The sequence below is a fragment of the Agrobacterium sp. 6Ca8 genome (genome assembly GCF_055382765.1).
The window spans coordinates 767,369-792,870 of sequence record NZ_AP026433.1 but is presented as its reverse complement, the minus strand read 5'-3'; the positions used below and the strand labels follow the sequence as shown (position 1 = coordinate 792,870).

At 59.9% G+C, this 25,502-nt stretch carries 27 protein-coding genes and 1 pseudogene; 14 read left to right on the top strand and 14 right to left on the bottom strand.

Annotation, left to right across the window (positions count from 1 at the left end):
• Positions 1 to 134 precede the first annotated feature (134 nt).
• The 5 genes and pseudogenes from ACZ5A6_RS03995 to ACZ5A6_RS03975 all read left to right on the top strand — a co-directional run bounded on the left by ACZ5A6_RS03995 (position 135) and on the right by ACZ5A6_RS03975 (position 3,817).
• A complete protein-coding gene (locus ACZ5A6_RS03995; RefSeq protein ID WP_111798978.1) occupies positions 135 to 1,082 on the top strand; it encodes a SurA N-terminal domain-containing protein in 948 nt (315 codons plus the stop codon).
• Between the two features lie 19 nt (positions 1,083 to 1,101).
• Positions 1,102 to 2,124: a 4-hydroxythreonine-4-phosphate dehydrogenase PdxA gene (pdxA, locus tag ACZ5A6_RS03990; RefSeq protein ID WP_174061490.1), complete on the top strand. Its 1,023-nt coding sequence runs from the start codon at positions 1,102 to 1,104 to the stop codon at positions 2,122 to 2,124.
• A complete protein-coding gene (gene rsmA / locus ACZ5A6_RS03985) occupies positions 2,124 to 2,954 on the top strand; it encodes a 16S rRNA (adenine(1518)-N(6)/adenine(1519)-N(6))-dimethyltransferase RsmA (RefSeq protein ID WP_025592977.1) in 831 nt (276 codons plus the stop codon). The genes pdxA and rsmA overlap by 1 nt, the downstream gene beginning before the upstream one ends.
• A gap of 42 nt (positions 2,955 to 2,996) precedes the next feature.
• Positions 2,997 to 3,140 (top strand): annotated as a pseudogene (locus ACZ5A6_RS03980) (16S rRNA (adenine(1518)-N(6)/adenine(1519)-N(6))-dimethyltransferase RsmA); the annotation flags it as partial.
• A 56-nt stretch (positions 3,141 to 3,196) separates the two neighbouring features.
• On the top strand, positions 3,197 to 3,817 hold the full coding sequence (locus ACZ5A6_RS03975) for an alpha/beta hydrolase (RefSeq protein WP_112752900.1): 621 nt from the start codon (positions 3,197 to 3,199) through the stop codon (positions 3,815 to 3,817).
• Positions 3,818 to 3,838: 21 nt separating this feature from the next.
• Here ACZ5A6_RS03975 and gmk read toward each other — a convergent pair whose 3' ends face one another.
• From gmk to fabD, 7 genes are all read right to left on the bottom strand, one after another.
• Positions 3,839 to 4,501, bottom strand: a complete 663-nt coding sequence (gmk, locus tag ACZ5A6_RS03970) for a guanylate kinase (protein ID WP_003512388.1) — start codon at positions 4,499 to 4,501, stop codon at positions 3,839 to 3,841.
• A gap of 4 nt (positions 4,502 to 4,505) precedes the next feature.
• Complete coding sequence (locus tag ACZ5A6_RS03965; RefSeq protein ID WP_003512385.1) at positions 4,506 to 5,393, bottom strand: YicC/YloC family endoribonuclease; 888 nt, start codon at positions 5,391 to 5,393, stop codon at positions 4,506 to 4,508.
• A 68-nt stretch (positions 5,394 to 5,461) separates the two neighbouring features.
• A complete protein-coding gene (gene mltG / locus ACZ5A6_RS03960; RefSeq protein ID WP_003512383.1) occupies positions 5,462 to 6,682 on the bottom strand; it encodes an endolytic transglycosylase MltG in 1,221 nt (406 codons plus the stop codon).
• 366 nt (positions 6,683 to 7,048) lie between these two features.
• Positions 7,049 to 8,311, bottom strand: a complete 1,263-nt coding sequence (gene fabF / locus ACZ5A6_RS03955; RefSeq protein WP_026330798.1) for a beta-ketoacyl-ACP synthase II — start codon at positions 8,309 to 8,311, stop codon at positions 7,049 to 7,051.
• 246 nt (positions 8,312 to 8,557) lie between these two features.
• On the bottom strand, positions 8,558 to 8,794 hold the full coding sequence (locus ACZ5A6_RS03950) for an acyl carrier protein (RefSeq protein ID WP_003502080.1): 237 nt from the start codon (positions 8,792 to 8,794) through the stop codon (positions 8,558 to 8,560).
• Between the two features lie 350 nt (positions 8,795 to 9,144).
• The gene (gene fabG / locus ACZ5A6_RS03945) at positions 9,145 to 9,882 is read right to left on the bottom strand and encodes a 3-oxoacyl-[acyl-carrier-protein] reductase (RefSeq protein ID WP_174061491.1); all 738 of its coding nucleotides are present in this window, start codon (positions 9,880 to 9,882) and stop codon (positions 9,145 to 9,147) included.
• Positions 9,883 to 9,981: 99 nt separating this feature from the next.
• Complete coding sequence (gene fabD, locus ACZ5A6_RS03940; RefSeq protein WP_065661162.1) at positions 9,982 to 10,926, bottom strand: ACP S-malonyltransferase; 945 nt, start codon at positions 10,924 to 10,926, stop codon at positions 9,982 to 9,984.
• 222 nt (positions 10,927 to 11,148) lie between these two features.
• Here fabD and ACZ5A6_RS03935 point away from each other — a divergent pair, with 222 nt between their 5' ends.
• The 5 genes from ACZ5A6_RS03935 (at position 11,149) to rplI (ending at position 14,960) form a co-directional block, all read left to right on the top strand.
• A complete protein-coding gene (locus tag ACZ5A6_RS03935) occupies positions 11,149 to 12,192 on the top strand; it encodes an aldo/keto reductase (RefSeq protein ID WP_174061492.1) in 1,044 nt (347 codons plus the stop codon).
• Positions 12,193 to 12,483: 291 nt separating this feature from the next.
• Positions 12,484 to 12,945, top strand: a complete 462-nt coding sequence (gene rpsF / locus ACZ5A6_RS03930) for a 30S ribosomal protein S6 (RefSeq protein WP_003512373.1) — start codon at positions 12,484 to 12,486, stop codon at positions 12,943 to 12,945.
• A gap of 13 nt (positions 12,946 to 12,958) precedes the next feature.
• Positions 12,959 to 13,207: a 30S ribosomal protein S18 gene (gene rpsR / locus ACZ5A6_RS03925; protein ID WP_003496832.1), complete on the top strand. Its 249-nt coding sequence runs from the start codon at positions 12,959 to 12,961 to the stop codon at positions 13,205 to 13,207.
• Between the two features lie 188 nt (positions 13,208 to 13,395).
• Positions 13,396 to 14,370, top strand: a complete 975-nt coding sequence (locus tag ACZ5A6_RS03920) for a YybS family protein (protein ID WP_174061493.1) — start codon at positions 13,396 to 13,398, stop codon at positions 14,368 to 14,370.
• A gap of 14 nt (positions 14,371 to 14,384) precedes the next feature.
• On the top strand, positions 14,385 to 14,960 hold the full coding sequence (gene rplI, locus ACZ5A6_RS03915) for a 50S ribosomal protein L9 (RefSeq protein WP_003512362.1): 576 nt from the start codon (positions 14,385 to 14,387) through the stop codon (positions 14,958 to 14,960).
• A 269-nt stretch (positions 14,961 to 15,229) separates the two neighbouring features.
• On the opposite strand, the gene ACZ5A6_RS03910 is transcribed toward rplI, so the two are convergent.
• The 4 genes from ACZ5A6_RS03910 to ACZ5A6_RS03895 are packed head-to-tail and all read right to left on the bottom strand — an operon-like array spanning position 15,230 to position 18,721.
• Positions 15,230 to 16,297, bottom strand: a complete 1,068-nt coding sequence (locus ACZ5A6_RS03910) for an HlyD family secretion protein (RefSeq protein WP_003512361.1) — start codon at positions 16,295 to 16,297, stop codon at positions 15,230 to 15,232.
• Between the two features lie 18 nt (positions 16,298 to 16,315).
• Complete coding sequence (locus ACZ5A6_RS03905) at positions 16,316 to 18,016, bottom strand: MFS transporter (RefSeq protein WP_019565390.1); 1,701 nt, start codon at positions 18,014 to 18,016, stop codon at positions 16,316 to 16,318.
• Positions 18,013 to 18,468, bottom strand: a complete 456-nt coding sequence (locus ACZ5A6_RS03900) for a MarR family winged helix-turn-helix transcriptional regulator (protein ID WP_065688182.1) — start codon at positions 18,466 to 18,468, stop codon at positions 18,013 to 18,015. The genes ACZ5A6_RS03905 and ACZ5A6_RS03900 overlap by 4 nt, the downstream gene beginning before the upstream one ends.
• 40 nt (positions 18,469 to 18,508) lie before the next feature.
• On the bottom strand, positions 18,509 to 18,721 hold the full coding sequence (locus tag ACZ5A6_RS03895) for a hypothetical protein (RefSeq protein ID WP_464111051.1): 213 nt from the start codon (positions 18,719 to 18,721) through the stop codon (positions 18,509 to 18,511).
• Between the two features lie 57 nt (positions 18,722 to 18,778).
• On the opposite strand from ACZ5A6_RS03895, the gene ACZ5A6_RS03890 reads away from it, so the two are divergent.
• Positions 18,779 to 20,275: a replicative DNA helicase gene (locus ACZ5A6_RS03890; RefSeq protein ID WP_003512358.1), complete on the top strand. Its 1,497-nt coding sequence runs from the start codon at positions 18,779 to 18,781 to the stop codon at positions 20,273 to 20,275.
• 91 nt (positions 20,276 to 20,366) lie between these two features.
• Here the strand turns inward: ACZ5A6_RS03890 and ACZ5A6_RS03885 are convergent, their stop codons facing one another.
• From ACZ5A6_RS03885 to ACZ5A6_RS03875, 3 genes are all read right to left on the bottom strand, one after another.
• Positions 20,367 to 20,669 (bottom strand): AzlD family protein, encoded by a 303-nt coding sequence (locus ACZ5A6_RS03885; RefSeq protein ID WP_111789328.1) that lies wholly within the window; start codon positions 20,667 to 20,669, stop codon positions 20,367 to 20,369.
• Positions 20,666 to 21,370 (bottom strand): AzlC family ABC transporter permease, encoded by a 705-nt coding sequence (locus ACZ5A6_RS03880; protein ID WP_003512355.1) that lies wholly within the window; start codon positions 21,368 to 21,370, stop codon positions 20,666 to 20,668. The genes ACZ5A6_RS03885 and ACZ5A6_RS03880 overlap by 4 nt, the downstream gene beginning before the upstream one ends.
• Before the next feature lie 92 nt (positions 21,371 to 21,462).
• Entirely contained in the window at positions 21,463 to 22,320 is an 858-nt protein-coding gene (locus tag ACZ5A6_RS03875) for an AraC family transcriptional regulator (RefSeq protein WP_174061494.1), read from the bottom strand.
• A gap of 86 nt (positions 22,321 to 22,406) precedes the next feature.
• Here ACZ5A6_RS03875 and alr point away from each other — a divergent pair, with 86 nt between their 5' ends.
• From alr to radA, 3 genes are all read left to right on the top strand, one after another.
• A complete protein-coding gene (gene alr / locus ACZ5A6_RS03870; RefSeq protein ID WP_111783181.1) occupies positions 22,407 to 23,582 on the top strand; it encodes an alanine racemase in 1,176 nt (391 codons plus the stop codon).
• Positions 23,583 to 23,647: 65 nt separating this feature from the next.
• The gene (locus ACZ5A6_RS03865) at positions 23,648 to 23,821 is read left to right on the top strand and encodes a hypothetical protein (RefSeq protein WP_174061495.1); all 174 of its coding nucleotides are present in this window, start codon (positions 23,648 to 23,650) and stop codon (positions 23,819 to 23,821) included.
• Between the two features lie 197 nt (positions 23,822 to 24,018).
• Positions 24,019 to 25,419 (top strand): DNA repair protein RadA, encoded by a 1,401-nt coding sequence (gene radA, locus ACZ5A6_RS03860; RefSeq protein ID WP_003512347.1) that lies wholly within the window; start codon positions 24,019 to 24,021, stop codon positions 25,417 to 25,419.
• Positions 25,420 to 25,502 lie beyond the last annotated feature (83 nt).

The window sequence follows — 25,502 nt, the reverse complement described above, 5'->3', positions numbered from 1 at the left end:
TACGTGGCAAATTCGCGGTGCGGATGCACAGGTGCAGATCTGAAAAGCCGGGGTAAGGAATATTCCCCATTGGCAGACAGAACAGATTGGCGGGACGGGGAAACAGACCCCCGCCCGACGAAAGGGAGAAGGATATGATGAATTTCGGAAAGACGGCTTTGCGTGGCGCTGCTTTCGCCTTTGCGATATTCGCCGTTCCCATGGCCGTTGCGCCCTTTGCCAGCCAGGCCTTCGCCGACAGCACGGTCAAAATCGTCGTCAACAAGACCCCCATTACTAATGATGATATTGCCAAGCGTGTCGCCTTTCTGAAGTTGCAGCGTCAATCCGGCAATCTCGCCGAAAAGGCACGCGAGCAGCTGGTTGATGAGGCGCTAAAGCGCGAAGAAATCGGCCGTGTGAAAATGTCGGTCAGCACCCAAGAAGTCGATGCGGCTTTTGCGCGCTTTGCTGCAAACAACAAGATGAACCCGCAACAGCTGACGCAGATCCTCTCCAAGGCCGGTGTCGGCGCCGACCACTTCAAAGCCTTCATTGCCGTGCAGATGAGCTGGCCGCGCCTTGTGAACGCCCGTTATGGTGCGCGTGGCAAGATGTCTAACCAGGACCTCGTCACCCGCCTGAGGGAACGCGGCGACAAGCCGGTAACGACGGAATATTTCCTGCAACAGGTGATCTTTGTCATTCCGGAATCGAAGCGTAATGCCATCACCGGCAAGCGCAAGGCCGAGGCTGAAGCCTCGCGCAAGCGTTATCCCGGCTGCGACCAGGCCATGACTTTCGCGGCCACCATGCGGGACGTGGCGATCAAGGATCTTGGACGGATTCTGGCGCCCGAACTGCCGGAAGAGTGGAAGCCTCTCGTGGAAAAGACCAAGGAAGGCGGCACCACAGGAACACGCGTGACCGAAAAGGGCGTCGAATATCTGGCAATCTGCAAGCAGCGTCAGGTTTCCGACGATTACGCAGCGGAAATGGTGTTCAAGTCCGAAGACCTGATGAAGGCCAAGGGTGGCGAAAACCCGAACGAGAAGAAATATATGGATGAGCTGCGCAAGAAGGCGCAGATCGTCAACACCTGATACGAGAGCCGGCCTTTCCGTGACACATGCATCCCTGCCGCTTGCCCTGACACAGGGAGATCCAGCCGGTATCGGCCCTGATATCGCCATTGCCGCCTGGGCCAACCGCCGGGAGAACGGCGTGGCGCCATTCATCTTCATCGGCGATCCCGATATGGTGGCGAGCCGTGCGGCGCTGCTTGGCATACCGGTCAATATCGAGACCTGCGAAGCGGCGGATGCCGTCGGCGTGTTCGACCGTGCTTTTCCCGTTCTTCCTCTTCCCGTCGGTTTCGAGGTTCAGGCCGGCCAGCCGCATGTCGGAGCCGCTCATGCGACGATCAAGGCGATCGAGCTCGCCGTTGCCTTGACGGTCGAGGGCAAGGCTTCCGCCGTCGTCACCAATCCGATTGCGAAATCCGTGCTTTACGAAGCAGGCTTCGGTTTTCCCGGTCACACGGAATTTCTCGCCGATCTGGCTTTGCGCCTGACCGGCAAACAGGTGATGCCGGTGATGATGATTGCCGGACCCAAGGTCCGCGTCGTGCCGGTAACGATCCATATCCCAGTAAAAGACGTGCCTTCGGCGCTGACGGAAGAGCTGATCGTTACGACCTGCCGCATTATCGATGCTGATCTGCGGCAGAAATTCGGCATTGAAGCACCACGACTGGCGGTCGCCGGTCTCAATCCGCACGCGGGTGAAGATGGGGCATTGGGCACGGAGGACCGCGATGTGGTTCACCCTGCGACCATACGGTTGCGGAAAGACGGGATCGACGCTTTCGGCCCCCTGCCCGCCGATACGATGTTCCACGATGCCGCCCGCAGGCGCTATGATGTCGCCGTCTGCATGTATCACGATCAGGCCCTTATCCCGGCCAAGGCGCTTGGCTTTGACGATTCCGTCAATGTCACGCTCGGCCTGCCCTTCATCCGGACCTCGCCCGACCACGGCACCGCCTTCGGCATCGCCGGCCAGGGCATTGCCAGCGAAACGAGCCTTGTCGCAGCGCTGAAGATGGCGGCGGAGATTTCTCTTCGCAGCCGGGTCGGCGCATAATGGCCGCGATTGACGGATTGCCACCGCTACGCGATGTCATTCAGCGCCATGGGCTAGACGCTAAGAAGTCGCTCGGGCAGAACTTCCTGTTCGATCTCAATCTCACCCAGAAGATCGCCCGAACCGCTGGGCCGCTTGACGGCGTGACGGTCATCGAGGTTGGCCCCGGGCCTGGTGGCCTCACCCGCGCCATTCTATCGCTCGGTGCCAAAAAGGTTATCGCCATTGAGCGGGACAGCCGCTGCCTGCCGGCACTTGCGGAGATCGAAGCGCATTATCCCGGACGTCTTGAGGTCATCGAGGGTGATGCGCTGAAGACCGATTTCGAGGCTTTGGTTCCCGCTGGCGAACCGGTGCGGATCATTGCCAACCTGCCTTACAATGTCGGCACGCAATTGCTGGTCAACTGGCTGCTGCCGAAAGAATGGCCGCCTTTCTGGCTCTCCATGACGCTGATGTTCCAGAAGGAAGTCGGCCAGCGCATCGTGGCAGAAGAAGGCGACAACCATTACGGCCGCCTTGGCGTGCTCGCCGGCTGGCGCACGGTTTCGGAAATGGCCTTCGACGTCCCGCCGCAGGCCTTCAGCCCACCGCCTAAGGTTACCTCGACGGTCGTGCATCTGCTGCCAAAGGAAAAGCCGCTGCCCTGCGATGTCGCGAAGCTCGAAAAGGTAACGGAAGCCGCCTTCGGCCAACGCCGCAAGATGCTGCGCCAGAGCTTGAAAAGCCTTGGCGGTGAAGTTCTGCTGGAAAAGGCAGGCATTGACGCGACACGGCGGGCTGAAACGCTGTCGGTCGAGGAATTTGTGACGCTGGCGAACTGCCTGTAATTGAAGGCGACGTGTCGGCACTTCTAACGCGGGTGACAGAATTTCGGCCAACGCCGCAAGATGCTGCGCCAGAGCGTGAAAAGCCTTGGCGGTGAAGTTCTGCTGGAAAAGGCAGGCATCGACGCGACACGACGGGCCGAAACGCTGTCGGTCGAGGAATTTGTGACGCTAGCGAACTGCCTCTAATTGAAGGCGACGTTTCGGCACTTCTAACGCGGGTGACAGAATTAGAGGACAAGCGCGTGGAGAGTGCCGGTTTTCACTACAAGCTCCACATGCCCGTCGGATCGCCTGATTGCGCGGTCGTGTTACTACACGGTTCGGGAAGAACGGAGGAAGATCTCGCTTCGTTTGGCCGTACCGTTTTTCCCAACGGCATTCTGTATGCTCCGAGAGGCATTGTGCCATGGGAAAATGGCTTTGCGTTTTTTCGCAGAAAGCCCGATAGACAACTCGATATCGACGACCTGAAACATCAAGCCGCCGGACTTTGCCGGTTTATCGAATTCGTATTTCAGCAGACGGGGCAAAGACCCTTTCTCGCGGGATATTCAAACGGTGCGATCATCGCGGCTGAAACAATCTGCCAGAATCGTCATCTGTCGAGTGGTGCCATTCTGCTTCGGCCACTATCCCCCCGCAATAACGAGCATCTTCCGAAGCTCACCGGATATCCTGCGCTCCTGCTGGCAGGTGCACATGATGAGCGGCGGCATCGCGATGATGCGCCCCATTTGGCCGATCAATTTTCGACTGCGGGCGCGGATGTGGTACTGGAGACACTCGACACAGGCCACGGCTGGGCAACAGACGCGGCAGACGAGCGCCTGTCCCGGCAATGGCTACGGCAGCATCAGAGATAACACGCCGCTTTAACTGCCAAATCAGAGCTGCGGTTCTTCCGCAAGCAGTCCGCGCACGAAATCGAACATGCCGTGGCGGCGGTCGCGGCGCACACGTTCGGCCTTGACTATCGCTTCTACGGCCTCGAAGGCCGCCTGCAGGTCGTCGTTGAGGATGACGTAGTCGTAATCGCGCCAGTGCTCGATCTCGGCACGGGAATTGAGAAGCCGGGTCTGGATCACCGCTTCGGTGTCTTCGGCGCGGCGGTGCAGGCGCGATTGCAGCTCGGTCATGGTTGGCGGCAGGATGAAGATCGACACGACGTCGGCCTTCATCTTGTCCTGAAGCTGTTCGGCGCCCTGCCAGTCGATGTCGAACAGCATGTCGCGTCCGGCCGCCATCGCCACTTCCACCGGCTCGCGCGGCGTGCCGTAAAAATTGCCGTGAACCTCGGCCCATTCCAGAAGCTCATCGCTGTCACGCAGGCGCTCGAAGTCGCGCTTGGAGATGAAGTGGTAGTGGATGCCTTCAATCTCGCTCTGGCGGCGCGGGCGCGTCGTCACGCTGACGGACAGGCTGATGTTCTTGTCCTTGTCGAGCAGGTTGCGCGCTATCGTGGATTTACCAGCGCCCGATGGCGATGAAATCACCAGCATCAGCCCTCTGCGGGCAATCGTAACAGGGGAATTGTTCACCGGAACCATGGGTCTACTCCAGATTTTGGACCTGCTCGCGGAACTGGTCGATAACCACTTTCAGCTCTATGCCTGCTGCGGTTACCGCACTGGCGTTCGATTTGGAACAGATTGTATTCGACTCGCGGTTAAATTCCTGTGCAAGAAAATCGAGCTTGCGGCCAACTGGCCCGCCATGAGCCAAAAGTTCGCGCGATGCCTGGACATGTGCATGTAGCCGGTCGACCTCTTCGCGCAGATCCGCCTTGGTAGCGATCAGTGCGGCCTCGGCGTGCAGACGGTCGCGATCGAGCCCGTGCATGCCATCGCCAATAAGGGCAATCTGCTGGGCAAGCCTTGCAGCGATCTGTTCCGGCTGGCGGGAAGGATCGTTTTCGATGAGGTTCACGAGTTGCTCGATCCTGTCGATCTGCCCGGACAGGATGGCAAACAGGGACGCCCCTTCCCGCTCGCGCATGTCCTTCAGCTTCTCGACGGCGGCGGCAAAGCCCGCAAGCACGTCGGCGTTGCGCGCGGCCTGCGCCTCGGCGTCATCTTCCGCCTCGCGAAAATCGACGAGCCCGCGCAGCGACAGTAGCGTATCGAAGCTCAGCGGCTTGTCGTCGACGACGTCGCCCAGTTCTTCCTTGAGAGCGAGAACTGCGGCAAGAGCATCGCGGTTGATCACCGCTTCCAGCCGGTTTTCCGCAATCGCCAGCGTCAATCCGGCCTGAATATTGCCGCGGGAAAGATGCTGTGCCGCGATTTCCCGCAGGCCCGTTTCCAGCGCCTCCAGACCGTTTGGCAGGCGCAGGCGCACATCGAGCCCCTTGCCGTTCACCGAGCGCAATTCCCACGCCCAGCGGTAACGGCCGGAGGTTCCTTCGCTGCGCGCGAACCCGGTCATCGATTGCAATGTCATATTCAGAAAGCCCCCATCATGCCGTGCAAAAAACCGGGCCTTGCGATGACAAGGCCCGGTCAGAACTATCAGTTATTGGCCGGTTTTTCCGCCTCGGTGCCGCCGGGCTGACCATCCACGACAACATCGGGATTGGCGCCGGAAGCCGCTTTTTCGGCCTCGATCTTGCGCCAGCGGCGCACATTGGCGTTATGTTCGTCCAGCGTCTTTGCAAACACATGGCCGCCGGTGCCATCGGCAACAAAGTAGATGTCATCGGTGCGCCACGGGTTGGCAACCGCCTCGAGTGCGGCCCGGCCCGGATTGGCGATGGGAGACGGTGGCAGGCCTTTGATGACATAGGTGTTGAAGGGCGTCTGCTTTTGCAGGTCCGACTGGTAGATCGGACGGTCGGACGGTTTGCCGTCGCCGCCGAAGAGACCGTAGATGATCGTCGGGTCGGATTGCAGGCGCATGCCCTTCTTCAGCCGGTTGTAGAACACCGAAGCGACATGGGCGCGCTCGTCGTCCTTGCCGGTTTCCTTCTCCACGATCGACGCGAGCGTTACGAATTCCTCGACCGTCTTGATCGGCAGGTCGGGGTCACGACGTTCCCAGATCATGTCGATCAGCTTCTCCTGCGCCGCACTCATCTGGTTGATGATTTCCTCACGCTTCGTACCACGGGTAAAGCGATAGGTATCGGGGCGAAGGCTGCCTTCCGGCGGCAGGGTGGCGGGCAATTCGCCATCCAGCACCTCGTCGGCGGCAAGCCGCGCGAACATCTGCTTGACGGTCAGACCTTCCGGCAACGATACGGAATAAAGGATCGATTTGCCCGACTCCAAGAGCATCATGATATCCTTCATCGATGCGCCGGCCTTGATTTCGTATTCGCCCGCCTTCAGCGTCTGGTCCTTTTGCAGGTAGCTGCCTGTCATCAGGCGGAAGACACGGGCATTGGATACGACGTCATTGCGCTCAAGATTATTGGCGATCTCGATGAGGCCTGCGCCGTTGCGAACCGTGAAATGTGTGTTCGTCTGAAGCGGACCGGGCTCCTGGAACGCATTGATCATGTAATAGAAGGCTGCAACAGCAAGCACACAGACGGCAACCGCAAGCGTCATCAGAAAATTCAGGAAGATCACCAGCTGGCCATGGGCCTTGCGGGAGCGCTTCGGTGGAGCCGGCACTTTTTCCGGCCGAAGCGCTTCGGTCGGGGATTTCGGGATGATCGGGCCGCGATTGCCCTCACCCGCGCCGTCTCGTCCGTATGGTCCCTGGCTGTTCTGGTTCGTGTCGCTCACCGTCGGTCCTTTTCAGTTCGGCGTTGTCAGCGCTTTTTTGCGCAGGTAATGCGGCAAAAACAGGTTCGGAATGCCTTCCTGCACCACATAGAGACATCGTGAAGACCTCATTGTCCTCCTTCACGAATCGTCGTTTCCGGCAAAGCCGGTCAAGGAAAGCCATCTGCGGCGGGAAATTCACCCGCAGCAGGAAATCATTCCGAAACCGGCAAACCGTCTTCCGTAAACGACTACAATATCGGCGCGAAAATCGAAATGGCTTTCGCAAGCCGCAATGCGTTCTTCAAAGAAGAGCGCTCTCAGCCACCCGGCGGGAGGGAGCCGCACCGCTTTAGGCGGTTTGCGGCGCCGGGCTTTCGTCGTGATTTATGCTTCGTAGCGACGCAGTACGAGGGAAGCGTTGGTGCCGCCAAACCCGAAGGAGTTTGACAAGGCGACGTTGACCTGCCTCTTGCGCGCCTTGTGCGGCACCAGATCGATCTTCGTCTCCACGTCGGGATTGTCGAGGTTCAGCGTCGGCGGAACGATATTGTCGCGGATCGCAAGTGTGGCGAAAATCGCCTCGATAGCGCCAGCTGCTCCGAGAAGATGGCCTGTGGCCGACTTCGTGGAAGACATGGAAATCTTCGACGCCGCGTCACCAACCAGCCGCTCGACCGCGCCAAGCTCGATCGTATCGGCCATGGTGGAGGTGCCGTGGGCGTTGATGTAGTCGATATCGTCAGGCGTGAGGCCGGCGCGCTTCAGCGCCATCGCCATGCAGCGGTACGCGCCATCGCCATCTTCCGACGGTGCGGTGATGTGATAGGCATCACCGGAAAGGCCGTAACCGACGACTTCGGCATAAATCTTTGCGCCGCGGGCTTTGGCATGTTCCAGCTCTTCCAGAACGACGATGCCGGCACCTTCGCCCATGACGAAACCGTCACGGTCGCGGTCATAGGGACGGGATGCCTTCTGCGGATCGTCGTTATGCTGGGTGGAAAGCGCCTTGCAGGCGGCAAAGCCGGCAAGCGCGATGCGGCAGACCGGTGATTCGGCGCCACCTGCGACCATGACCTCGGCATCGCCGAACGCAATCATCCGGGCAGCATCGCCGATGGCATGCGCACCGGTCGAGCAAGCCGTCACTACGGCGTGGTTCGGCCCGCGCAGCTTGTGACGGATTGAGACGTGGCCGGAAACCAGGTTGATCAGACGGCCGGGAATGAAAAATGGAGAAATGCGGCGGGGGCCCTTGTCGCGCAGCGTATAACCCGCCTCGACAATACCTTCCAGACCGCCGATGCCGGAGCCGATCAGAACGCCCGTGGCGATCTGGTCTTCGTCCGTTTCGGGATGCCAGCCGGCGTCCGCAAGCGCCATGTCGGCAGCGGCCACACCGAAAAGGATGAACGGATCGATCTTGCGCTGCTCTTTGAGTTCCATCCAGTCATCGGCATTGAACGTGCCGTTGGAGCCATCGCCGACGGGAATGCGACAGGCAATCTTTGCGGGCAAGTCTTCGACTTCGAACTCAGTCACGAGACGGGCACCGTTCTGGCCGGCAAGCAGCCGTTCCCAGGTGATTTCCGTTCCGCATCCAAGAGGAGATACCATGCCGGTACCGGTGATAACGACACGCCTCATCGCCAACGCTCCGCCCTTATCCAAATCATCGGTCTTTTTGCAACGCCACACACCATGGAATGGCGGGAACAGGCGCTGCACCATTTTGAATGTCCGCATAATCTTCCGCAGGCCGGAGCCGGTTCGGAAACTTATGCATTCGTCAGGACGCACGTCTTTCAGGCGCGTTCTGTTTCACGATAAAATATTGGCCCGGACAAGCCGGGCCAAGACGGGAGGTTGTTACTCCTCCCCAATACAGGTCGATCAGGCCTGGGCCTTCTCGATGAACTTGACAGCGTCGCCAACAGTCAGGATCGAGTCAGCTGCGTCGTCTGGGATCTCGACGCCGAATTCTTCTTCGAAAGCCATGACCAGTTCAACGGTATCGAGCGAATCAGCGCCCAGATCGTCAATGAAGCTTGCGCCTTCAACAACTTTGTCGGCGTCGACGCCCAGATGATCAATTACAATTTTCTTTACGCGTTCTGCGATATCGCTCATGTCGGTTTCCTCGACCTTTATTTTGAAGGGAATGCCTTACGGCACCCTGCCCTGTTAGAAGCCCTCATGCGCCGTTCAAATCCGGCACTGCTGGCAAACCCGTTCAACCCGGTCCAAGCTAGACATCGTCGCGCAAAATCGCAACGGCTTCCTGTCTCTCCGGGACGACTGTTCACAGTCTTGGCCCGATTAACACGGTTTCAACCGGTCGAAAAGCCTGAAAACGCGCTAAGCACAACGTATGACAGGCAATTTCGCCGGAAACCGGCATGGAGGGTCTTGCGGCGCCCGACACCAAACAAGGTGCAGAAACAGCGCCGCAATCGTTTCAAGACGCCTTTCAGGTGGCGTCAGATCATCGCCATGCCGCCATTGACGTGCAAGGTCTGGCCGGTCATGTAGGCAGCTTCATTGGAAGCCAGATAAAGTACGGCCGAAGCGACTTCGGCGCCCGTCCCCATGCGCTTCATGGGAATGGCACCCATGATGGCGTCTTTCTGCTTGTCGTTCAGCTTGCCGGTCATCGCGCTTTCGATGAATCCAGGTGCTACGCAGTTGACGGTGACGTTGCGGGTGGCGATTTCCTGTGCAAGCGACTTCGAAAAACCGATCATGCCGGCCTTGGAGGCGCAGTAGTTCACCTGACCGGGATTGCCGGTGACGCCGACGATGGAGGTGATGTTGATAATGCGGCCGAAACGGCGGCGCATCATCGGATGCGTCAGTTCACGCGTCAGGCGGAACATCGCGGTCAGGTTCACCTCGATGACGTTGTCCCAGTCCTCGTCGCTCATACGCACGAACAGGCCGTCCTTGGTAATCCCGGCATTGTTGACAAGAATGTCGACGCCTTCCAGCTCGGCCTCGGCCTTTTCGCCCAGCGCCTTGACCTCGGCACGATCGGCAAGGTTGGCCGGGAAAATCTTGACGCGGTCGCCAAGTTCCGCCGCCAGGGCTTCGAGCTTTTCAACGCGCGTGCCGTGCAGGCCGACGGTTGCGCCCTGGCTGTGCAGAAGGCGGGCGATTTCCTCGCCAATGCCGCCGGTCGCGCCGGTTACGAGAGCCTTGCGGCCTGTCAGATCAAACATGTTCCGTTCCTTCTTTAGAGCAATTCCGCAAAAGCCTTTTAGCGGAATTGCATCGGGAATTACCGTAAAACAAAAAGCCGATGCGGGGCGAAGCCCGTCTCAGCCGATAAGAGTGGCGAGAAGCTGGTCGATATCGGCAGCGCCGTTGACGGCAACGCCGTTCACCGTCTTGTCGATGCGACGGGCAAGACCCGTCAGCACCTTGCCCGAGCCGATCTCGTAAAGCTGCGTCACATTGTTGGCGGCGAACCATTCCACCGTCTCGCGCCAGCGCACCTGGCCCGTCACCTGTTCGACCAGCAAAGCGGCGATCTCATTGGCGTCGGAAACGGGGGCGGCACGCACATTGGCGATAACAGGCACGACCGGATTATTCTTTTCGACAGCCGCCAGCGCCTCGCGCATGGCTTCCGCCGCCGGCGCCATCAGCGCGGAATGGAAGGGCGCGGAAACAGGCAGCATGATGGCGCGCTTGGCGCCCTTTTCGGAAGCGATCGCAGCCGCCTTCTCGACAGCCGCCTTGCCGCCGGAAATGACCAGCTGGCCGCCGCCATTGTCGTTGGCGATCTGGCAGACGCCGAGAATGGCAGCCTCTTCACAGATTGCCGAAACAGCATCGTGCTCCAGCCCGATGATCGCTGCCATCGCGCCCTCGCCCACCGGCACGGCAGCCTGCATGGCATTGCCGCGGATGCGGAGAAGCCGTGCGGTATCGGCAACCGAGAAGGTGCCGGCAGCACAGAGCGCGGAATATTCACCGAGCGAATGGCCAGCGACATAAGAGACGGCGTCGGAGAGCTTCAGACCCCGCGCTTCCAGAACCCGCATGACCGCCATGGACACCGCCATAAGCGCCGGCTGGGCGTTGGCCGTCAGCGTCAGCGTTTCTTCCGGGCCATTCCACATGATGTCGGAAAGCTTCTGGCCGAGCGCGTCATCAACCTCCTGGAACACAGCCCGTGCTTCCGGATAGGTATCGGCGAGTTCCTTGCCCATGCCGATGGCCTGGCTTCCCTGACCGGGAAATGTGAATGCAATACCCATGGGATGTGGTCCTTCTTGTCTGGCCTTGCCTTTATTCTTTTCGACTTCCATTCACATTCCGGCCTGCGGAGTCAAGGCTTGAAGCCCTTCGGCACCCCATCGACGCGGTTTTGCCGATCTATTTTCCCCTTTCTTTTCATCATATTTTTTCTTGCACTGCGGCAATTCCCCATTACTTTCATGCCACCTTTCAAATATCTGGCCAAGCACCGGGACATTTCCATGAAACAGAGACTATTGGGCCGCACGGGCATTTCCGTGTCCGAAATTTGCCTTGGCACAATGACGTGGGGCACGCAGAACACTGAAGCCGAAGCGCATGCGCAGATGGATTACGCGCTGGAGAACGGCGTCAATTTCTTCGATACGGCCGAGCTTTACCCCACCACCCCCGTTTCCGCCGAAACGCAGGGACGGACGGAAGACTATATCGGCACATGGTTCGAAAAGACCGGCAAGCGTGACCAGGTCGCGCTCGCCACCAAGGTCGCCGGTTCCGGGCGTGACTATATTCGCGGCGGGCGCGATATCGATGCGAGCGCCATCCGCGAGGCAGTAGATACCAGCCTCACGCGCCTGAAAACGGATTACATCGACCTCTATCAGATCCACTGGCCGAACCGCGGCACCTATCACTTCCGCGGCACCTGGAGCTTTGATGCTTCCGGTCAGGAAAAGGAGCGCACGCTTGCCGAGATCACCGAAAAGCTCGACACCCTCGGCGAGCTGGTAAAGGCCGGCAAGATCCGCGCTATCGGCCTTTCCAACGAAAGCGCCTGGGGTACCCAGAAATATATCGATATTGCCGAGGCCCGTGGCCTGCCGCGCGTCGCAACCATCCAGAACGAATATAACCTGCTTTATCGCAGCTTCGATCTCGACATGGCGGAAGTCGCCCATCACGAAGATGTCGGCCTGCTGGCCTACTCGCCGCTGGCGGCGGGGCTGCTCACCGGCAAGTATCAGAACGGCGCACGCCCTGCGGGCTCGCGCGGCACCATCAACAAGGACCTCGGCGGTCGCCTGCAGCCGCATCAGGAAGCGCCGGTCAAGGCCTATCTGGAGCTAGCCGCACAACACGGCCTCGATCCGGCCCAGCTCGCCATCGCCTTCTGCCTGACACGCCCCTTCATGGCCTCCGCCATCATCGGCGCAACGACCATGGAGCAGCTGAAGGTGGATATCGCAGCAGCCGATGTGGCGCTATCGGAAGAGGTGCTGAAGGGTATTGCGGCGATCCATCGGCAATATCCGATGCCGATCTGACGACAGCGCAGCGCGCTTTTTCGCCTCCGGTCCTTGCATTCCGGGCAAAAATGGGTATAAGCGCGCTGTTCACAACACCCGGTCCAATTGGCTGGTGGCTGAACGGAGGGCTGGTTTCGGTAACGAAACAGCAGGAACCATAAGGTTTTTCCGGCCTCCCGTGTCTCCGCTCTCGACCGTCTCGAACAACGCTTTTCTTGCTTTAAGGCTTCGCAGCCTAACCAGGAGCAGTCGTTGAGGCTTAGCGCCGTTGCCGGGTGAAGGACGAAACGCAAGAAAGGCAAAGCTTAAATGGCTCTTTACGAACACATCTTCCTTGCCCGGCAGGATATTTCTGCCCAGCAGGTCGACGCACTTGTCGAGCAGTACAAGGGCGTTATCGAATCGTTCGGCGGTAAAGTCGGACGCGTCGAGAACTGGGGTCTGAAGTCCCTCACCTACCGCATCAAGAAGAACCGCAAGGCTCACTACGCTCTCATGGACATCGACGCTCCGGCGCCTGCGATCCACGAAATCGAGCGCCAGATGCGCATCAACGAAGACGTTCTTCGCTACATGACCATCGCCGTCGAAGCCCACGAAGAAGGCCCGTCCGCGATGATGCAGAAGCGCGACCGTGACGACCGTCCGCGCCGCGATGGCGACCGTCCGGATCGTGGCCCACGTGAAGATCGTGGTCCCCGCGCACCGCGCGAAGGTGGCTTCGGCGACCGCGAAGACCGTCCGCGCCGTCCGCGCGAAGACCGTGCATAAGGAGAATTGACCAATGGCTGATACATCCTCTTCCCAGGCACGCCGCCCGTTCCACCGCCGTCGCAAGACGTGCCCCTTCTCCGGCGCAAACGCTCCGAAGATCGACTACAAGGACGTTCGTCTCCTGCAGCGCTACATTTCCGAGCGCGGCAAGATCGTTCCTTCCCGCATCACGGCCGTTTCCCAGAAGAAGCAGCGCGAACTCGCCCAGGCGATCAAGCGCGCCCGTTTCCTCGGCCTGCTGCCTTACGTCGTAGCGTAATGATTTGAAACGAGGCCGCGCTTTGGCGCGGCCTCGTCTTCCACGATGCAACTGACTTTTAATAAGTAGGTTGCGAGTTCAAATCCTTCCGCGTTGGGCGCGGATCGATACCATAAAACCCATGTTGGGGACGACGATCCTGATTGGACCGGTCCTCTAACTGCTCAAGTTTCCAGCAGGACAGCGAAGTGCAAAAGTCGAACCAGACAGTGCTGATCACCGGCGTTCTCGCCGGCATATGCGCCGCGTTTCTAACGCTTGGCGCAACGGCACAGTCGTCCTTTTCCTTCCTGCTTTACGCCGGTTCCGCCATGCCCATCTTCATCGCCGGCATGGGCTGGGGCAACCGCGCAGCCGTCGTTGCGATCATCACCACGGCTATCATCGGCGCGCTCGTCATATCGCCGCTTTTCTCGCTGACCATTGCGATCTTCACGCTGATCCCGGCGGGCTGGCTTTCGCATCTTGCCAATCTGGCGCGCCCGGCCTCGGAACTCGGCGGCCCGGATGACCTGCTTGCCTGGTATCCGCTGTCCGGCATCGTCCTGCATCTCTGCCTTCTGGTTTCGGTTGCCGTCGTCATTCTCGGCTGGATGATCGGTTACGGTCCCGATCTCGTCGCGCGCATGGTCGATCTGATGATGACCTCCGTGCAGAGCCGCGAACCGCTGTTCGAACCCAATGTCGAGGCACTGGCGCAGACGAAGTCGCTGCTGGTTCTGATGCTGCCGATCGTTCAGGGCGGCCTGTGGGTCATCCTTTTGTTTGCTGCCTATTATTTCGCGGCCCGGCTGGTCGGTTCCTTCGGCAAGGGTCTTCGCCCACGCGAGGACATTCCTTCCGCACTGCGCATGCACCGCAACGCCATCTTCGTTTTTCTCTGCGGCATCGTCGCCATGTTCTTCGGTGGCGTCGCCGCGATGGTCGGCGCAGTCGTCTGTGGCACCTTCGGCGCGGGCTTCCTGATGGCAGGTTACGCCTCGCTGCACAAACGCGCGCGTGGAAAGGACTGGCGTCTGCCGGTTCTCATCCTCGCCTATCTCTCGGCGGTCTTTGTCTTCCCGCTGCTTATCATTCTCGTTTTGGGATTGAGCGACGTGCGCAGCACGATCTCCCTCACCCCAACGCGGAAAACTGACAATACGAACGAAACCAACACATAGAAAGGATCAAGAAGATGGACGTTATTCTTCTCGAACGCATCAACAAGCTCGGCCAGATGGGCGAAACCGTAAAGGTTCGCGACGGTTACGCACGTAACTTCCTGCTGCCGCAGGGCAAGGCGCTGCGCGCCAACGCCGCCAACAAGACCCGTTTCGAAACCGAGCGCGCAACGCTTGAAGCCCGTAACCTGGAGCGCAAGTCGGAAGCCCAGAAGGTTGCCGAAGCACTCGAAGGCAAGTCCTTCATCGTCGTTCGCTCGGCTGGCGAAACCGGTCAGCTTTACGGTTCTGTTGCTGCTCGCGACGTCGTTGAAATCCTCGGCGCCGAAGGCTTCAACATCGGCCGCAACCAGGTTGAACTGAACACGCCGATCAAGACCATCGGCCTGCACAACGTTACCCTGCACCTGCACGCCGAAGTCGAGCTTCAGGTCGAGCTGAACGTTGCCCGTTCTGCCGAAGAAGCCGAGCGTCAGTCCAAGGGCGAAAGCCTCACCTCCGCCGACGCCATCTACGGCGTTGACGAAGACGCCCTGCGTCCGGAAGACTTCTTCGATCCGGAAGCTGACGGCAACGACGACGACGAATAAGATTTGGCCTTGTGGTCATAAGGAAAACCCCGGATGGCGACATCCGGGGTTTTTTTGGTTTTGTGACTGGAGTGTGCGGAGAGGTTACCCCCCCTCTGCCCTGCCGGGCATCTCCCCCACAAGGAGGGAGATCAGCAGGGCGATCCCACATCGCTAATAGCCGCAACGTTGAGGTTGTCGAGCGCAAGCCACAATTCGATCTCCACCCTTGTGGGGGAGATGTCCGGGAGGACAGAGGGGGCGCCTCTCGGCATACTCCAATAGCCAGACTACCTCGCCGCCGTCTCCGCCCCCTCAGGCGCCACGCTCTTGTCCACATGCACGACCACCGACATGCCCGGCGACAGATCCGCTGCCAGCGGCTGATCGGCGTCGATTGCGATACGCACGCCGAGACGCTGGGCGATCTTCACGAAATTGCCGGTGGCATTGTCGGGCTTGATGACAGCGAATTCCGATCCCGTGGCGGGCGAGAACCGCTCGACGCGGCCGTTGAGCTTGCGGCGATGCAGGGCATCCACCGAGATCGTCACCGGCTGGCCGACCTGCATGCCCGCGAGCTGGGTTTCCTTGAAATTGGCGATGACCCAGACATCATGCGGCACAACCGCCATCAACTGCGTTCCGGCTGTCACATACTGACCGGTGCGCACGCCGATTTCGCCGAGCCTGCCGTCCACCGGCGCGTGAATTTCGGTATTGTCGAGATCGATCCTGGCGAGTTCGACCGCAGCCTCGGCATTGGCGACAGCGGCCTGCAGGGAACTGCGGTTAACGATGATCGTCTGCAAATCCTGCCGCGAGACCTCAAGTGCCGCTTTCGCCTGCGAGAGCGATGCCCTCGCCTTTTCAAGCGCGGCATGCGCCTCTTCCTGCAGGCTGGAGGTGCCGGCACCGCTTTTGATGAGGTTGTCCTGACGGTCTGATGCCAGTTGCGCCTGTTTCAGAGATGCCTGCGCGCTATCGACCGCCGCCTCGCTGGAACGGATATTGGCGTTGGCGGCGTTTTCCTGCTGGCGGGAATTGTCCAGTGCCGCTTTTTGCGTATCCAGCGCGGCTCCCGCCTGCGCCTGCTTCTGGCGGTAGATGCGGTCGTCGATCTTCGCCAGCAACGTACCCTGTTTGACCTCCTGATAGTCCTTCACCGGCACATCCACGACATAACCGCTCACCTGCGGGCTCATCGTCGTCACGTAACCACGCACGAAGGCGTTGTCGGTCATTTCGACGGTGGAAAGGAATGGCGGCAGGCGCCATGCATAGAGCACCAGCGCGACGCCGGCGAGGCCACCGAGCAGAACGAGAATGGAAACGGGGGTAAAAATCTTCTTCAGCATATTATCACTCTTGGAGGTTCAAGACTGTGGCGCCGGCGCGGCATCGACATTGTCCCGGAAAAAGCGGGGACGGATGCGCAGCCATGCAAGGTGGAGCAAAAGCGCCATGAGCGCCAGCGCCGCAACGGTGGAAATCAACAGGAACGTATCGTTATAGGCGAGCACATAGGCTTCCTTGGTAACCTGCTGGCCAAGGAGGGAAAGCCCCTCGGCCTTCAGCAGCGCCGGATCGGTGATGACGTGGCTGTAGGCGCCGGAAAGCTGCGACACGCGCTGGGCGACCAATGGGTTGGTGAGCAGGATATTTTCCACCAGAATATTGGAATGGAATTTTTCGCGCAGCGTCACGAAACTGCCGAGCAGCCCGGTCATCAACATCGATCCGGTGATCTGGGTGAACAGGAAGATGGTGATGAAATTCACCAGATAGGGCGCTCCGCGCGCAAGTGCGGCAGCGAACCCCTTTGCCATAACGGGCGGCAGGAACATGGCCGCACCGAAGGCGATCATCATCTGGCTCAGATACATCTGCGCTGGCCGCGTCAGGTTGTTGGACTGGCTGTCCAGAAAAGCGCCGGCCGCAATCAGGGTAAGCGCAATCACATGAGCGGTATCGACATATTTCGTCAGCATCAGCCAGGCACAGGCGGCACCGCCGAGAACCGTCGCCAAAAGCACCAGAGCATAAAGCGTGATCGTCTGGTCGTTCAAAAGGCCAAGCTGCTGGTAGAAACTCACCGCCGTAGAGGATTGCTCGGAGGAAACTGCACGGTAGATGAGCAGGACCGCTATGACATGCAGGTTGGTTTTCGAAAAAATCCAGCGCAGGTCAAGCAGCGGGTTCTTGCGCGGCAACTCGATGACGACCATCAGCGTGAGAAGCGTGATCGACGTGGCCAGAAGCACGCCCAGCCACCATGTTTCGAACCACCAGTAAAACCGGCCAAGCGTGAGCATGACCGCAAGACAGCCAAGGCCACCCGCAAACAGAAGGTAGCTCAGAATATCCGTGCGCTCGATGACTTTCGCCCGCGGCGGCGGCGTGACTTTCAACAGGTAGATCAAGGCGAGCGAGATCAGCGCGAAGCCCATTTCCATCGTGTAGAGGGCATTCCAGCCGCCGATTTGCAGCAAGGAAGGCGAGACGATGCGCGCGAGCGGTGCAGACAGCAAGGTTCCGGTGAGCGCGATGCTGAAGCCCAGCGAGAATTTCCGCGCCGGCGGAAAGGCCTCCAGAATGTAGAGAAAGCCGAGCGAAGAAAGAGGTGCCGCCGCCATGCCGCTGAGGAAGCGGATGACGATCGCCGAATGCAAATCTGTCACGAACAGGTTGAGGCAGGAGGCAACCACGAAGACGATGATCGAAAGTTCGGCAAAGGGACGCAGGCCATATTGCGTTCGCACCTTGAACAGCGCGATGGAAAACGTGGCATAGGGGGCCATATAGGCGGCGGAGAGCCAGGCGACCTCGGCCACCGTGGCGGAAAATTCGCCCTGCAACTGGTATAGATTGGCCATGACGAGGTTCATGCCCAACCCTTGGGTGATGAAGAACGCCAGGCCCGCGAAGATGAAACACAGCCGCAGCCACACTGGCCGCTCCACCGGTTGCGGCGCGGCGGCCGCAGCAGCAGATTCCGGTGCGCTCGCCGGCTTTACCGTCACGTCGGCATTTTCAGAGGCGTTCTCGTCTGCCGTTTGCGGCACCACGGTACTCACGATAGCGCCCTCCCGCTTGCCAGATTTTGCAGATTGGCCGAAAGCCTGCGCATGACATCCAGCGCCATCGCCAGATCCTGCGAGGAAACATCGGCGGCGATTTCAGAACGGAGCGATTTTGCCACCGCCTGCACCGTTTCGGAGGTTTTCTCGCCCTCCTCCGTCATGTGGATGCGTTTGGCGCGGCGGTCGGTTTCGTCGGAGCGTCGCTCGATGAGGTTCTGTTTCTCCATGCCGTCAAGCACGCGCACCAGCGTCGGCGTTTCGATTTCCATTTCCTCTGCAAGCTCCGTCTGGGTCAGCGGCCCGCGTCGCGACAGCGCGAAAAGCGCACGCGCACGCGCCAAAGTCAGGCCGCTTTCCCCTACCCGCGCGTCAAAAAATGCGCGCAGCTTGCGGGTGAAGGCGGACACCTCGTCCAGAAGCTGTTCCTTGTCGGTTTCGCGGGACATGTCAGCAAGCCTTATAATTAGCACACTACTTATTTTCTGCCTATTTATTTGGAAGCCTGCCGATTTTCAAGTTTCTTTCACGTCGGGTCTGCCATGCGATAAACTCATGGCAGCGAATCACGTTGCCGGGAATTTCCCGCCCCTTGTCCCCACCCGCCTGTGGATTGCTGGGGACAAGTGAAGATGTGATCCAGCTTCGCAGACAGGACGTCAGGCTGCCATAGAGTGTTGCAACAATATCATTGACTGCCATGGCCAAGGAAGCCAAACCCGAAGTGTAGTGGCAAGGCAAAGGGAGATCGTGCAAACCATGAACGACGCTGTGAGAAAGATCACCCCCGCGCAACCGGCGGAACCGCATTACCGCGAGGCGCCGAACAATATCGAGGCCGAACAGGCGCTGCTGGGCGCCATCCTCGTTAACAACGACGCCTATTACCGCGTGTCGGACTTCTTGAAGCCCGTGCATCTTTACGAACCGCTGCACCGCAAGATTTTCGAAGTGGCGGGCGACATCATCCGCATGGGCAAGACCGCAAATCCGGTGACCATCAAGACCTTCCTGCCCGCAGACGACAAGGTCGGCGACCTGACGGTGGCGCAATATCTGGCGCGTCTGGCGGCAGAAGCCGTTTCGATCATCAATGCGGAAGATTACGGCCGGGCGATTTACGATCTGGCGCTGCGCCGCGCGCTGATCCAGATCGGCGAGGATGTCGTCAACATCGCCTATGATGCGCCGCTGGACATGCCGCCGCAAGCGCAGATCGAAGACACCGAGCGCCGCCTGTTCGAACTGGCGGAAACCGGTCGCTACGATGGCGGCTTCCAGTCTTTCAACGACGCCGTGGCGCTGGCGATCGACATGGCGGGCGCCGCCTTCGAGCGTGACGGCAATCTTTCCGGCATTTCCACCGGCATCCACTCGCTCGACGCCCGCATGGGCGGCCTGCAGCGTTCCGACCTTATCGTACTTGCCGGTCGTCCGGGTATGGGCAAGACCTCGCTTGCCACCAACATCGCCTATAACATCGCCGCGACCTACGATCAGGAAGTACAGCCTGATGGTTCGTTCAAGGCGAAAAACGGCGGCGTCGTCGGCTTCTACTCGCTCGAAATGTCGTCCGAACAGCTGGCAACCCGTATCATTTCAGAGCAGACGGAAGTGTCTTCCTCGAAAATCCGCCGCGGTGACATTACCGAGGCCGATTTCGAGAAGCTCGTCGCCTGCTCCCAGATGATGCAGAAGGTGCCGCTTTACATCGACCAGACCGGTGGTATCTCCATCGCCCAGCTTTCCGCCCGTGCCCGTCGACTGAAGCGCCAGCGTGGTCTTGACGTTCTGGTGGTCGACTATATTCAGCTGATGACCGGCGCCGGCAAGAGCGGTGAGAACCGCGTGCAGGAAATCACCCAGATCACCACGGGCCTTAAGGCGCTCGGCAAGGAACTCAACGTTCCCATCATCGCGCTTTCACAGCTCTCCCGTGCGGTGGAAAGCCGTGAAGACAAGCGCCCGCAGCTTTCCGACCTGCGTGAATCGGGCTCGATCGAGCAGGACGCCGACGTGGTGCTGTTCGTGTTCCGTGAGGAGTATTACGTCAAGAACATGGAGCCGCGCGATATTTCCGATCCGAAATATGCCGAGTGGGAGGCCCTGTTCGACAAGGTGAAAGGCACCGCCGACGTCATCATCGCCAAACAGCGTCATGGACCCACCGGCACGGTGAAACTCGCCTTCCAGTCCGAATTCACCCGCTTTGCGGATCTGGCCGACCCGAGCTTCAGCCAGTACGAAGAGCATTGATCTGAACCGAGGGCGAAACCGGTTCAGCGTTTCGCCCTGCCTGCTCTAAATCGAAACTGGGGAATCTTTTCAGAACTTTGGCGGGATTGCCTCACAATCCGATTCCGCGCAAAAGCGCCACGGTGACGACGCCGAGCGTTGCGGCTGGCAGCAGGCTGAGGCAGAGTGCCGCGACTGCCGTCACCGCGCAGGCGATTGTTTCCGCCATTCCGCTTGAGAATGCCGTTGGCGTCACCACAGCCATCAAGACCGCAGGCGGAACCACGCCGAGCGCTTTTTTCAGACGCGGCGTCAGGGTGAAATGGTTGACCAGCAGCAGACCCCCAAGACGCGTAGCGACGGTGGCCGCCATCATGGCGAGGATCGCCAGCAGGGTGTTCGTATCAAGCGTCATGCAGGCTGCTCCACCTCGTCCTCGCGGCCGAAGGCTGCGACGGAAAGCCCCGCAAGCGCACCGGCGGCTATGTACCAGGCGCCTGGGACCAGCGCGTGCGTGACAAAGGCGGCGGCAGCGCTTGCCAGCAGCACAAGGCCCGTCTCCCTGCCCTTCCAGAACCCCATCAGCAGCACGATGAACACGGCCGGAAAAGCGAAGTCCAGACCGATGACCGTCATGTCGCCCATCACCGAGCCTAAAAGTGCGCCCGTGAGCGTGGCGATGTTCCACACGAGGTAGATTGACAGCGCAGCGCCGGTGAAAAATGCGGCCGTCAGCCTGCCGGCAACTGCCCTGAATTCCGATAGCGCCCAGGATTCGTCCGTCAGCACCAGCATGGCCGCATATTTTCGCCAGCCGGTAAAATCATCGAGCTTGCCAGCGATGGAAGCACTCATCAGCACATGGCGAAGATTGACCAGCAGCGCGGCAAAACCGAGCGCGCTCCAGCTTGCCGGATGCGTCCACAGATCCATGGCGACGAATTGCGAGCCACCTGCAAAGACGAGAATCGACATCAGCGAGGCTTCCAGCGGCGACAATCCCTTGCCGACCGCGACTGCACCGAACACGGCGCCGATCGGCACCATGGCGACCAGCAGGGGTGCCGCAGCTCTCAGGCCTGCGCCAAGCTCTGCACGTTTTTCCAGTACGGACATTGCATTCTCCTTTTCAGAGACATGCGATTACGCCTGCAAGTTTTTCCAGTCTTGAATGAAAGTGACGTTGCACTTCGGAATGGCCACCAAAATCACGCCGTCCGGAATTGTCCCGGCGTGATGCCGGTGCGCGCCTTGAAATGCCGCGTAAAATGCGCCTGATCGGCAAAACCGCACAGCGCAGCCACCTCGGCCGGCATTTCGCCGGAACGCAGAAGACGGCGCGCGCGCCTTATGCGCACATCCGTCAGATAGGCATGCGGGGTGATGTGGAACTCCTTGCGGAAGGCCCGGATGAGATGCGCGCGGCTGAGACCCGCGATGGACGCCAATTCCTCAAGGCCGATATCGGTCTCGTAATTATCGGAGAGATAGTCGCGGGCGGTATGGACCGCCGTCTTCTCGCGGGTTTCAACGGCCAGGATAATGGCGCTGCCATGCCTGCCGAACAGTGCCGCCAGAACCGAGAACATGCCCTCATCTGCCTCAAGAGCGCCGGACTTGGCCTCCAGCCTGCGATGCGCCATCTGAAAAGCAGCGGCCATCTGCGGATCACGCGGCAGAAACCTTGGAAAGGACGGCATTCCGTGGAAAGCCCTGCCCGTCACATCCTCGATGATATCACGCAGCAGCGCTGCGTCGGGATAGATCATCCGATAACGATAACCGCCGCCACCCGGCGCACCATCGTGAATCTCGTCCGGATTGATGAGATAGAGATGCCCGGGCCCGGTCTGTTCCCTGGTGCCCTGAATGGTGGAAATCTGCGAGCCGCTTTCGATCGCGCCGATCGAGAAGGTATCATGCGCGTGCGGAGAATATTCATGTGTCAGGAACGTCGCGCTCAGACATTCCATGCCGCCAAAACGCGGGTCGCGCCAGAAACGCGTCGTTTCCGTCGCTGCAACCGGCATGACGTCTATGGCCTGTTCCTGCGAAACATTGTGCATAGAACGACTTTAAACCAATCGGTCATTACCGTCTTGAACAAAAGTGCTAGGGTCCGAACCGGTTCCAAATCAACCGGACGCATGGCATGACAGACGACTTCGAAGACACATTTCCAGAACACGAAACCGACGCTTTCGAACATGCGCCGCTGAGGCTGACCGTCGATCTCGGCGCGCTTGCCGACAATTGGCGCGACATGAAAAAGCGGTCCGGCAAGGCGCGGACGGCGGCTGTCGTGAAAGCAGATGCCTACGGGCTCGGTATCGAGGATTGCGGCGCGACGCTCTACCATGCCGGCGCACGCGACTTCTTCGTGGCAACGGTGTCCGAAGGTGCGACCTTGCGATCCTATGCACCGGAAGCGCGCATCTTCGTGCTGTCAGGCATCTGGCAGGGCCAGGAGCGTCAGGTCTTCGACAATGATCTCGTGCCGGTTCTGGCCTCGGAGGAACAGCTCTCCTTCTGGATGGCGACGGTTGCCGAACGCGGCGAACACCCCTGCGCGCTGCATGTGGATACCGGCTTCAACCGGCTTGGCCTGCCGCTGGACGACGCGCTGTTTCTGGCAGACGACGTGACGCGGCCTGCGAGTTTTGATCCGGTTCTGGTGCTCTCCCACCTCGCCTGTGCCGACACGCCGTCTTCGCCCATGAATAAGGTCCAGCTCGAATCATTCCGCAAGGTTAGCGCCGCTTTCGAAGGAATCGAATCAAGCCTTTCCGCCTCTGCCGGAATCTTTCTGGGGCCGGATTATCATTTCGATCTCACCCGCCCCGGCATTGCCCTTTACGGCGGCGAGGCAATCAACGATGTGGCAAACCCGATGCGGCCCGTCGCAAAGGCCGAAGCGCGGATCATCCAGATTCGCGAGGCCGGCGAAGGCCAGACAGTCAGCTATGGCGGCACCTATTTGCTGAAACGGGCAAGCCGCCTTGCCATCGCTTCCGTTGGTTACGCGGACGGATACCAGCGGTCGCTTTCCGGTTCCGGCATTCCATTGCGCGAAATGGGCCATGGCGGTGCTTACGGAATAGTCAACGGCCACAAGGCGCCGGTCGCCGGTCGTGTAACCATGGATCTCACCATTTTCGACATCACGGACATACCGGCAAATGCCGTCCGCACCGGTGATTATATCGAGCTTTTCGGCCCGAAAGTGCCGCTCGATGAGGTGGCGCGCGCCGCCGGCTCCATCGGTTACGAAATGCTGACGGGGCTTGGTTTGCGCTACGAGCGCCAATATCTGATGGCTGACGACTGAACCACGTCTTTAGCTCTTGGAAAGCGGAAGCGACCTGTGCTAAAAGAGAACAAAAGGAGATCGAAATGCCCGAAATCCATTTGAGCGAGCAGGACGAAAGGTTCATCGAAGAGCAGGTGGCTGCGGGTGTCTATAGCGATGCGGACGCCGGCCGGGTTCACCGCTATGCCTCACAAGACGACTTCCTGAGCGATATCAAACGCGTTTCCGTGCAGCAAAAAACGGGGACCTGTCATTAAAATCCGGACCCCAATCTGGACCACGCGGGCAAGGCGCGATCTTGCCGAAGACCATGGGCCGGGCTTCGCAGTATTGCCTATCGTGGGCGCGTCATCTTCTTTCGTGTTGACGAGGCCGATCTAACCGTTCTGCGCTTGCTGCACGGCCACCAGGACAATTCCGCCAAAGATTTCAAACAAGAAGAAAACTGACATAGATGGCCAAAGCCAAGACCCAATTCGTGTGCCAGAACTGCGGCACGGTTCATACCCGCTGGGCGGGAAAATGCGAAGGCTGCGGCGAGTGGAATACCATCGTCGAAGAAGACCCGATGGGCGGCATCGGCTCCGGCCCCGGCAAGACGCCGAAAAAGGGCCGGGCGGTCGCGCTCACGGCGCTTTCGGGCGAGATCGAGGAGGCGCCGCGCATTCCGACCGGCATCAGTGAACTGGACCGGGCAACCGGTGGCGGTTTCGTGCGCGGTTCGGCGGTGTTGATCGGCGGCGATCCCGGCATCGGCAAATCGACCCTGCTGATGCAGGCGGCAGCTGCCCTTTCGCGGCGCGGACATCGCGTCATCTATGTTTCTGGCGAAGAAGCGGTAGCGCAGGTGCGTCTGCGCGCCCAGCGGCTGGGTGCGGCGGAAACCGACGTGCTGCTGGCGGCAGAAACCAATGTCGAGGATATTCTGGCGACGATTTCCGAGGGCAAACGCCCCGATCTCGTCATCATCGATTCCATCCAGACGCTATGGAGCGACACGGCCGATTCCGCTCCCGGCACGGTAACGCAAGTGCGCACCGGCGTGCAGGCAATGATCCGTTACGCCAAGCAGACGGGCGCGACCATGGTTCTGGTGGGCCATGTGACCAAGGAAGGCCAGATCGCCGGTCCGCGCGTGGTGGAGCACATGGTCGACGCTGTGCTTTATTTCGAAGGCGACCGCGGCCACCATTACCGCATTCTGCGCACCGTCAAGAACCGCTTCGGGCCGACGGACGAGATCGGCGTGTTTGAAATGTCCGATCGCGGATTGCGCGAGGTCTCAAACCCGTCCGAACTGTTCCTTGGCGAGCGCAACGAGAAATCTCCCGGTGCCGCGGTCTTTGCCGGCATGGAGGGCACCCGTCCCATTCTGGTCGAGGTGCAGGCGCTGGTCGCGGCCACCTCGCTCGGCACGCCGCGCCGCGCCGTGGTCGGCTGGGACAGTTCGCGGCTCGCCATGATCCTTGCCGTGCTGGAAGCCCATTGCGGCGTGAAGCTCGGTCAGCACGACGTTTATCTGAACGTCGCCGGCGGATACCGCATTTCCGAACCGGCTGCGGATATGGCGATAGCCTCTGCGCTGGTTTCCTCGCTTGCCGGTCTTGCCCTGCCCGCCGATTGCGTCTATTTCGGCGAGATCAGCCTGTCGGGCGCGGTACGGCCCGTCTCGCATACGGGCCAGCGTTTGAAAGAAGCTGAAAAACTCGGTTTCTCCGCCGCACTTCTGCCGTCTGCTTCGGCTGAATTGCCGAAAGCGGGCAAGGGGCGCTGGACGGAAATAGAAAGCCTGCCGGACCTCGTGGCGCGCATCGCCGGTTCCGGCAACCGGTTCAAACAGGTTGAGGACGACTAAGATTGATCCTTTCGCCAAGGGAAACAGTGGTGTAAGAGGATCGCACAATTGGCAAGGCAGCGCCTGACAGGGCGTCGCACCTC

Excerpts from the sequence above, each read along its gene's own strand:
- rplI (WP_003512362.1), top strand. The coding sequence starts at position 14,385 with ATGGACGTTATTCTTCTCGAACGCATCAACAAGCTCGGCCAGATGGGC.
- alr (WP_111783181.1), top strand. The coding sequence starts at position 22,407 with ATGACAGACGACTTCGAAGACACATTTCCAGAACACGAAACCGACGCT.
- ACZ5A6_RS03865 (WP_174061495.1), top strand. The coding sequence starts at position 23,648 with ATGCCCGAAATCCATTTGAGCGAGCAGGACGAAAGGTTCATCGAAGAG.
- ACZ5A6_RS03900 (WP_065688182.1), bottom strand. The coding sequence starts at position 18,468 with ATGTCCCGCGAAACCGACAAGGAACAGCTTCTGGACGAGGTGTCCGCC.
- fabD (WP_065661162.1), bottom strand. The coding sequence starts at position 10,926 with ATGGGTATTGCATTCACATTTCCCGGTCAGGGAAGCCAGGCCATCGGC.
- fabG (WP_174061491.1), bottom strand. The coding sequence starts at position 9,882 with ATGTTTGATCTGACAGGCCGCAAGGCTCTCGTAACCGGCGCGACCGGC.
- rpsR (WP_003496832.1), top strand. The coding sequence starts at position 12,959 with ATGGCTGATACATCCTCTTCCCAGGCACGCCGCCCGTTCCACCGCCGT.
- ACZ5A6_RS03910 (WP_003512361.1), bottom strand. The coding sequence starts at position 16,297 with ATGCTGAAGAAGATTTTTACCCCCGTTTCCATTCTCGTTCTGCTCGGT.
- ACZ5A6_RS03895 (WP_464111051.1), bottom strand. The coding sequence starts at position 18,721 with ATGGCAGTCAATGATATTGTTGCAACACTCTATGGCAGCCTGACGTCC.
- ACZ5A6_RS03890 (WP_003512358.1), top strand. The coding sequence starts at position 18,779 with ATGAACGACGCTGTGAGAAAGATCACCCCCGCGCAACCGGCGGAACCG.
- fabF (WP_026330798.1), bottom strand. The coding sequence starts at position 8,311 with ATGAGGCGTGTCGTTATCACCGGTACCGGCATGGTATCTCCTCTTGGA.
- ACZ5A6_RS03875 (WP_174061494.1), bottom strand. The coding sequence starts at position 22,320 with ATGCACAATGTTTCGCAGGAACAGGCCATAGACGTCATGCCGGTTGCA.
- ACZ5A6_RS03935 (WP_174061492.1), top strand. The coding sequence starts at position 11,149 with ATGAAACAGAGACTATTGGGCCGCACGGGCATTTCCGTGTCCGAAATT.
- radA (WP_003512347.1), top strand. The coding sequence starts at position 24,019 with ATGGCCAAAGCCAAGACCCAATTCGTGTGCCAGAACTGCGGCACGGTT.
- ACZ5A6_RS03885 (WP_111789328.1), bottom strand. The coding sequence starts at position 20,669 with ATGACGCTTGATACGAACACCCTGCTGGCGATCCTCGCCATGATGGCG.
- rpsF (WP_003512373.1), top strand. The coding sequence starts at position 12,484 with ATGGCTCTTTACGAACACATCTTCCTTGCCCGGCAGGATATTTCTGCC.
- ACZ5A6_RS03995 (WP_111798978.1), top strand. The coding sequence starts at position 135 with ATGATGAATTTCGGAAAGACGGCTTTGCGTGGCGCTGCTTTCGCCTTT.
- ACZ5A6_RS03880 (WP_003512355.1), bottom strand. The coding sequence starts at position 21,370 with ATGTCCGTACTGGAAAAACGTGCAGAGCTTGGCGCAGGCCTGAGAGCT.
- rsmA (WP_025592977.1), top strand. The coding sequence starts at position 2,124 with ATGGCCGCGATTGACGGATTGCCACCGCTACGCGATGTCATTCAGCGC.
- gmk (WP_003512388.1), bottom strand. The coding sequence starts at position 4,501 with ATGGTTCCGGTGAACAATTCCCCTGTTACGATTGCCCGCAGAGGGCTG.
- ACZ5A6_RS03965 (WP_003512385.1), bottom strand. The coding sequence starts at position 5,393 with ATGACATTGCAATCGATGACCGGGTTCGCGCGCAGCGAAGGAACCTCC.
- ACZ5A6_RS03950 (WP_003502080.1), bottom strand. The coding sequence starts at position 8,794 with ATGAGCGATATCGCAGAACGCGTAAAGAAAATTGTAATTGATCATCTG.